Source organism: Bacillus sp. JJ1474 (genome assembly GCF_036965225.1).
Taxonomy (GTDB): domain Bacteria; phylum Bacillota; class Bacilli; order Bacillales; family Cytobacillaceae; genus Cytobacillus.
Genome location: NZ_JBALPC010000207.1, coordinates 1 through 7,257, shown reverse-complemented (window position 1 = coordinate 7,257; position 7,257 = coordinate 1). Strand labels below are relative to the sequence as shown.

General features: G+C 34.2%; 9 protein-coding genes. All 9 read left to right on the top strand.

All coding sequences use genetic code 11. The features are described from left to right. The first annotated feature begins 97 nt into the window (after window positions 1-97). Window positions 98-844: a sugar phosphate nucleotidyltransferase gene (locus V7164_RS21885; RefSeq protein WP_335347180.1), complete on the top strand. Its 747-nt coding sequence runs from the start codon at window positions 98-100 to the stop codon at window positions 842-844. Between the two features lie 11 nt (window positions 845-855). Then, the gene (gene rfbC / locus V7164_RS21880; protein WP_335347179.1) at window positions 856-1,401 is read left to right on the top strand and encodes a dTDP-4-dehydrorhamnose 3,5-epimerase; all 546 of its coding nucleotides are present in this window, start codon (window positions 856-858) and stop codon (window positions 1,399-1,401) included. A gap of 12 nt (window positions 1,402-1,413) precedes the next feature. Then, window positions 1,414-2,427 carry a dTDP-glucose 4,6-dehydratase gene (gene rfbB / locus V7164_RS21875; RefSeq protein WP_335347178.1) on the top strand — a complete coding sequence of 338 codons (1,014 nt, stop codon included), beginning with the start codon at window positions 1,414-1,416 and terminating at the stop codon, window positions 2,425-2,427. After that, a complete protein-coding gene (gene rfbD, locus V7164_RS21870; RefSeq protein WP_335347177.1) occupies window positions 2,424-3,284 on the top strand; it encodes a dTDP-4-dehydrorhamnose reductase in 861 nt (286 codons plus the stop codon). The genes rfbB and rfbD overlap by 4 nt, the downstream gene beginning before the upstream one ends. A 269-nt stretch (window positions 3,285-3,553) precedes the next feature. Then, a complete protein-coding gene (locus tag V7164_RS21865) occupies window positions 3,554-4,618 on the top strand; it encodes a glycosyltransferase family 2 protein (RefSeq protein ID WP_335355232.1) in 1,065 nt (354 codons plus the stop codon). A 58-nt stretch (window positions 4,619-4,676) separates the two neighbouring features. Beyond that, window positions 4,677-5,036 (top strand): flagellar protein FlaG, encoded by a 360-nt coding sequence (flaG, locus tag V7164_RS21860; RefSeq protein WP_335347175.1) that lies wholly within the window; start codon window positions 4,677-4,679, stop codon window positions 5,034-5,036. A 14-nt stretch (window positions 5,037-5,050) separates the two neighbouring features. After that, window positions 5,051-6,559 (top strand): flagellar filament capping protein FliD, encoded by a 1,509-nt coding sequence (fliD, locus tag V7164_RS21855; protein WP_335347174.1) that lies wholly within the window; start codon window positions 5,051-5,053, stop codon window positions 6,557-6,559. 40 nt (window positions 6,560-6,599) lie between these two features. Continuing rightward, entirely contained in the window at window positions 6,600-6,995 is a 396-nt protein-coding gene (gene fliS, locus V7164_RS21850; protein ID WP_335355231.1) for a flagellar export chaperone FliS, read from the top strand. Beyond that, window positions 6,995-7,257, top strand: a 263-nt coding sequence (locus V7164_RS21845) for a hypothetical protein (protein ID WP_335355230.1), incomplete at its 3' end; no start/stop codon positions are given. The genes fliS and V7164_RS21845, both read left to right, overlap by 1 nt.

Below are 7,257 nucleotides of genomic sequence, written 5' to 3'. Positions count from 1 at the left end.
AAAGATTAGTCATTAACATTTCGTGTGTAAATAAAATTAAATAGATTATTTTCTTACTATGCTATTCATAGGTTTTGATTTTTCTAAGGAGGATATTATGAAAGGCATAATCCTAGCAGGTGGCACAGGCTCACGCCTATACCCCCTAACAAAAGTAACAAATAAACATTTACTTCCGGTTGGAAGATATCCCATGATATATCATGCTATTTTCAAATTAGTTGAAGCAGATATTAAAGATATTTTGATTGTAACAGGAAAAGAGCATATGGGCGATGTTGTCAATTTACTTGGCAGCGGATCAGAGTTTGGTGTTACCTTTACTTATAAAGTGCAAGATCAGGCTGGTGGTATTGCACAAGCTCTGAGTCTCTGTGAAACATTTGTTGGAACAGATAATATGACCGTTATTCTTGGGGATAATGTGTTTTCTGACAATATTGCTAAATATATATACAAGTATAACCAGCAAGGTGACGGAGCAAAAATTTTAATTAAAGAAGTAGCTGATCCACAAAGATTTGGTGTCCCAGAATTAGAAGGTACTATTATTAAAAGTATAGAAGAGAAACCAAAGCATCCAAAAAGTAATTATGCGGTAACGGGTATTTATATGTTTGATTCGTCAGTATTTGATATTATTCGCGGTCTTAAGCCTTCCAATAGAGGAGAGCTGGAGATTACGGATGTTAATAATGCCTACATTGAAAAGGGCTCTCTTACTTATGATGTTATGTCAGGCTGGTGGACGGATGCAGGTACTCATCACTCTCTATTTAAGGCAAACGAACTTGCTGTAAATACAGATCTTGGCGAGTATTTTAATGTATATATGAAGCTATAAGGGTGTTTAATATGGAGATTATTAATACGAAATTCCCTGATGTGAAAATCCTTTGTCCAAAAGTTCATGATGATCATCGAGGATTTTTTATGGAATCCTACAACGAATCTTTATTGGAAAAAGTGGGATTAAATAATAAATTTGTTCAAGATAATCAGTCTCTGTCAAAAGAATCTGGAACAATTAGGGGATTACACTATCAGTTAAATCCAAAGGCACAAACAAAGTTGGTGCGGGTGTTGAGTGGAGCTGTGTATGACGTTGTTCTAGATATAAGAAAAAATTCACCAACTTTTGGACAATGGGAAGGATTTATTTTGTCAGAAAATAATTTTCGCCAATTACTTGTACCAAAAGGATTTGCCCATGGTTTTTGTACTCTTGTTCCAAATACACAAATTTTTTATAAGGTGGATGAATATTATTCGCCTGAACATGATCGTGGTATTTTGTGGAGTGACCCTGAATTGAATATATCGTGGCCTCTTTCAAACCCAATATTATCAAATAAGGACGAGAATTGGCCGGTGTTAAAAAATGCCGAATTAAACTTTTAAGGGGTTATATTAGTGAATATTCTAGTAGCAGGTGGAGCGGGGTTTATTGGGAGCAATTTTGTTCGATATATGCTGGATAGTTATCCGGAATATCAAATAATTAATTATGACCTTCTGACTTACGCTGGTAATTTAGAAAACCTTATAGATTATGAGAACCGAAAGAACTATTTCTTTATTAAGGGAGATATCCAAAACAAGGAACTTCTTCAATATGTAGTTCAAAAGCACAATGTAAACGTCATTATTAACTTTGCAGCTGAATCACATGTAGACAGAAGTATTTCTGATCCTGGGATTTTTGTTAAGACGAATGTTTTAGGAACTCAAGTTCTTTTGGAAGTGGCTAAAGAGAATAATATTGAGAAATACCTGCAAATTTCTACAGATGAAGTATATGGATCATTGGGTGAGAATGGTTTTTTCGTAGAAACTACTCCTCTTTCACCTAATAGCCCTTATTCAGCTAGTAAAGCAAGTGCGGATTTGTTAGTTCAAGCGTACTATGAGACTTACGGGTTAAATGTTAACATTACAAGATGTTCTAATAATTACGGTCCATTTCATTTTCCTGAAAAGTTAATCCCTCTTATAGTCACTAACGCTTTAGAAGATAAAAGTCTGCCAGTATATGGGGACGGAAAAAATGTTCGAGACTGGCTTCATGTTTTTGATCATTGTTCTGCAATTAATTTAGTGTTGCATAATGGAAAATCTGGAGAAGTATATAACATTGGCGGTCATAATGAGGAGCAAAATATTGAGGTAGTTAAGGAAATATTAAATATTTTAGAAAAACCACATAGCTTGATTCAATTTATTGAAGACCGAGCAGGCCATGATCGAAGATACGCAATTGACGCAACAAAAATAAGAGATGAGCTAGGTTGGAAACCAGTTTATGACTTTGAAAAGGGATTACTTGAAACAGTAAACTGGTACTTAAATAATAAAACTTGGTGGAATAGAATTAAATCAGGTGAATATCACCGATACTATGAAACTCAATATGGTGCTTTCTTATGAATATAGGAAAAGTCTTGATTACTGGTGGGGCAGGCCAATTAGGCTCAGATATTGAGGAGGTTTTGCTTAAACAGCAATATCAAGTTTATTCTTTTTCGAAGATAGAACTGGATGTAACGAACTATGAACAAGTTGTAGAGACGATTATTAGGATAATGCCTGACGTTGTAATTCATTCTGCGGCATATACAAAAGTAGATTTAGCGGAAGAAATGCAGGAAGCTGCATATTTAATTAACGCTATTGGTACAAGGAATATAGCTGTAGCATGTGAAAAAATACAGGCTAAGATGGTTTATATTAGTACGGATTATGTCTTTGATGGGAATAAACTAGGGAAGTATAACGAATTTGATACCCCAAATCCAATAAATGTTTATGGAAGTTCAAAATTTGCTGGTGAAAATATGGTCAAGGATTTTCATAGCCAATATTTTATTGTTCGTACTTCTTGGCTTTATGGGAAAAATGGAAATAACTTTGTTAATACAATGTTAAATCTTGCTGAAAAGGGCGTACAAATTAAAGTCGTAAATGATCAAGTGGGCTCACCGACCAATACTTTAGATGTCGCAACAAAGGTTTCAGAGCTGATCAAAACAAAATTATATGGTATTTACCATATCACTAATTCAGGTGAGTGCACCTGGTTTGAATTTGCTGGAAAAATATTTGAACTCGCTCAAAAAAACGTAGACCTAGTGCCTGTGAGTTCGGTGGAGTTTGTTCAAAAGGCAAATCGACCAAAAAACTCTGTTTTAGATCATATGGGTTTAAGGTTAAATAATTTTACTGGGATGAGGGACTGGAGAGAAGCTTTGGAAGATTATTTTAGCAGCATAAATAGAAAGCTGTAAGCTGTAAATCCTTTTATCTTCTTAATACTTCGGTAATTTAGGTAAAGAACCTTTATTAACTTTTAACGCAAAACAAAAGGTCTTTAAATTTATTTAGCTGTGGAGCAATTTCGCATCCACAGCTTTTTTCATAATTAGATAGAATACTATTCAATTAAGGGATTGAAGAATATTTATAATGGTATGTTAATAATAACTAGTTTTATCCAATTCAAGATATTAAAATAAAGTCGATATTAAAGACAACAGTTGTATTTAAGGAGAACAAAATGCAAAACATTTCTTTAGTCATGATCGTGAAAGATGAAGAGGAAAACTTAGGTGCTTGTCTAGACTCAGTAGAAAGTTATGTAAGTGAGATCATAATTGTAGATACTGGTTCTACTGATAATACGTTAGAAATAGCAAGGGATTACGGCGCAAAAGTCTATGAATATACTTGGACAAATGATTTCGCTTCTGCACGCAATTTTGCGTTGTCTAAATCCACGTCTGACTGGAATTTGATTCTTGATGCAGATGAGCAAATTATGAGGTGGGATAAAGATAAAGTAAATAGCTTGCTTCAAGACAAACATTTCATAGGGAAAGTTAATATTAAAAGCAATTTTTTGCAAAATAATGAAGAACGGTATTCGCAACTATATATTTCTCGATTGATACCAAAAGGAGCTTATTATTCTGGGAAAATACATGAGCAGGTTGTATCTAATTTGCCTCGAATTGAGCTGCCTATTGATGTATTCCATACGGGTTATTTTCAAACAGATAAATCAGGGCGTAATCTCACAATTTTAAAGGAAGAGCTTTCTAATCATCCAAGGAATGCTTATATCTTTTTTCAGCTTGCTAGACAATATAAAACAATGAGTCTCTATCAGGATGCAGCCCATTTTTTTAAGAGAAGTTATGAAGTAGCTGATCGTTCAGAGGGATACTTTACAGATTTGGTCGTCAATTATATTTATACATTAATTGAATTGAAGCAATACTACCCTGCTTTTGAAATTATTGACCAAATGAATGTACCTTTAGGGAACAGTCCTGATTATCAGTTTGTTTGTGGAATCTTTTATATGAATTTTGTGTTAAGTGATACGGCTAAGAATATTGATTTTCTTCCTCTCATCGAGAGATCCTATTTAATTTGTCTTGCATTGGGAGAGCGAAATGAAAGAGAGATTGTTCTAGGAACATGCTCGTTCCTTGCGGCTTATAATCTGGGAGTCTACTATGAAATGTTTAATCAAAAGGATAAGGCGATATATTTCTATGAAATTTCTGCAGGCCATAACTATATACCTGCAAAAAGCAGATTAATAGCCCTTAAATAGTAAATATATTGCAAAATGATCCGATGTAATAAGTAGAAAAAATAGTAGGGGGATAAAAATGGGCTCTGTTGATTTAATTTCCAGATCTTCCAATGATAATATTAGCTTTGAAAGTAATAAATCTGCAAGAGGTCAGGGGCAACAATCACACATCTTAGAACAGCAGCCTGAGAATAATATAGAAAAAGCTATACAAGAAAAGGATTTAAAGCAAGTTGTGACAGATATAAACCAAGTTTTAGGAAATACTCATACTTCTTTAAAGTATATGTATCACGAAAAACTACAGAAGTATTATGTAACTCTTATAAATGATGAAACAAAGGAAACGGTAAGGGAAATACCTCCTAAGAAGCTGTTAGATATGTACGCATCGATGAAGGAGTACTTAGGTTTATTCGTAGATAATAAGATTTAATGGAGGTGCCCGAAATGATGAATAATACGATGAGAATTACTGGATTTGCATCTGGTCTTGATACAAATCAAATAATAAAAGATTTAATGAATGCGGAGCGTGCTCCGTTAAATAAATTATTTAAGAAAAAAGAATGGCTGTCATGGCAGCGTGATGCTTATAGAGATGTTAATCTTGAACTTAGCGCCTTTCAAAAAAAAGTAGATAAATTAAGATTTTCAAGTGATTTTAATGGGTTTAAGGCGACTTCCTCTAATACAGTTAATGCATTGGTTTCTTCAAGAAGCAATGCGATACAAGGGTCGTATGAATTGGAAATTAAGCAATTGGCTGAAACTGCTAAAATTAAATCAGGTTCTGTCATTAACAATGAAGCCGGCAAAGCTGCAAAGGGGACAGACAAAGTAATACCACAAGGGCAAGGTGACTCAACTTTTGAGATCAAGGCTGCAAACGGAACAGCAACAATCACTGTTACTGAAAATGATACTTTTGCTTCCTTGGCTAGTAAAATAGGATCAGCAACTGATTCGACTGGAAAATCTTTGGGATTGAGAGCGTCCTTTGATGAAGCAACATCCAGTTTTGTCATTACTACAAAGGATATGGGAAAAGACCAAAGTATTGAGTTAACCGATTTGACAGGTTCTACAAATGTTGCTTCACTAATTTTTAATGGATCGTCTGCTGCTAGCCCTGCCTCTCCTCCGTATAAAGCCGAAGGAAAGAATGCGGAAATTAAATTTGACGGAACTGTAATTGATAATTTAACCACAAATAAGGTAACTGTATACGGTGTGGATTTGACGCTTCTAAAAGCAGGGACTACTACAACAATTAATGTCGACTCCGATACAGAGTCCATTTTCAACAAAATTAAAGACTTTGTCGAAAGTTATAATTCTTTGATCGATAGTTTAAATTCGAAAGTGAAATCGCCTCGAAATCGGGAATATCAGCCCTTAACAGATGAGGAAAGAGAAAGTTTATCTGAAAAAGAAGCTGAGAAGTGGGACGAAAAGGCTAAACAAGGTTTACTATACAATGATCAAATTATTAGAGATTCTTTAACCAATCTTAGAGGAAAGATGTATAATACAGTTTCGGGAATACCGAATGGCCAGCTGAAAATGCTATCTGAAATTGGTATTACGTCAGCTTTCATGTCCTTAGATGGGAAATTAGAAATCGACGAAGATAAATTAAAAGAAGCAATTGCCAACAATCCAGATGCAGTAGAAAGGCTATTTACAAGCAATGATGGGATTGCTTCTAGAGTTTATAATGAAGTAGGTAGATCGATAGACAGTTTAAACAAAAAGGCAGGACGCTCAAACACCGCGGTAAATCTTGATATTAGCTCGCTTGGTAGCTCGATAAAAGATGTTTCCGTTCAAATGAAAACTTGGGAAGATAAACTGAAGACGATCGAAAATCGCTATTGGAAGCAATTTACGGCTATGGAGCAAGCGATTAATAAGATGAATGCACAAAGTAGTTCCATATTTGGAATGATAGGTTAAAATAAGAGGCTACACTAAATTTTAGGAGGATATTTTAAACATGCAGAAACAATTTGAGACTTATCAACAGAACGCTGTTTTAACTGCTTCTCCTGGTGAATTGACACTTATGCTTTATAATGGTTGCTTAAAATTCTTGAACCTAGCGAAAAAAGCTGTTCAAGATAACAATATTGAAGCCAAGCATACCAATCTTTCAAAAGCACAAAATATTATTTCAGAGCTGATAGTAACTCTCAATTTTGATTATCCTATTTCAAAGGAAATGAGAAGGCTATATGACTATATGAATCGCAGATTAATAGAAGCTAATATAAAGAATGATTTAGATATCATTAGTGAAGTAGAAGGGTTAGTTACGGAATTCCGTGATGCTTGGAAGGAAGTAATAATCATCAATCGAAAGAAACAATATAGTACAAGCGGGCTAGTTTGATGGATAGCATTGACAATCTGTTTTCTATTACCAATGAGCTAAGGCAATCAGTTTTAAACGGGCAAAATGAGGACAGAGGTAAGAAAATTGATGAATTAACTGCATACATTGATTTGCGTGGTACGGTATTAGATAGTATCAATAAAGATTTATTAACAAGTGATAATAAGCAAAAATTAAAAGAGATTCATGTCATAAGCGAAGAAATAATAAAACAAATGGAGAAGATTAAGACATCTATTCAGCATGATATCATACAGAC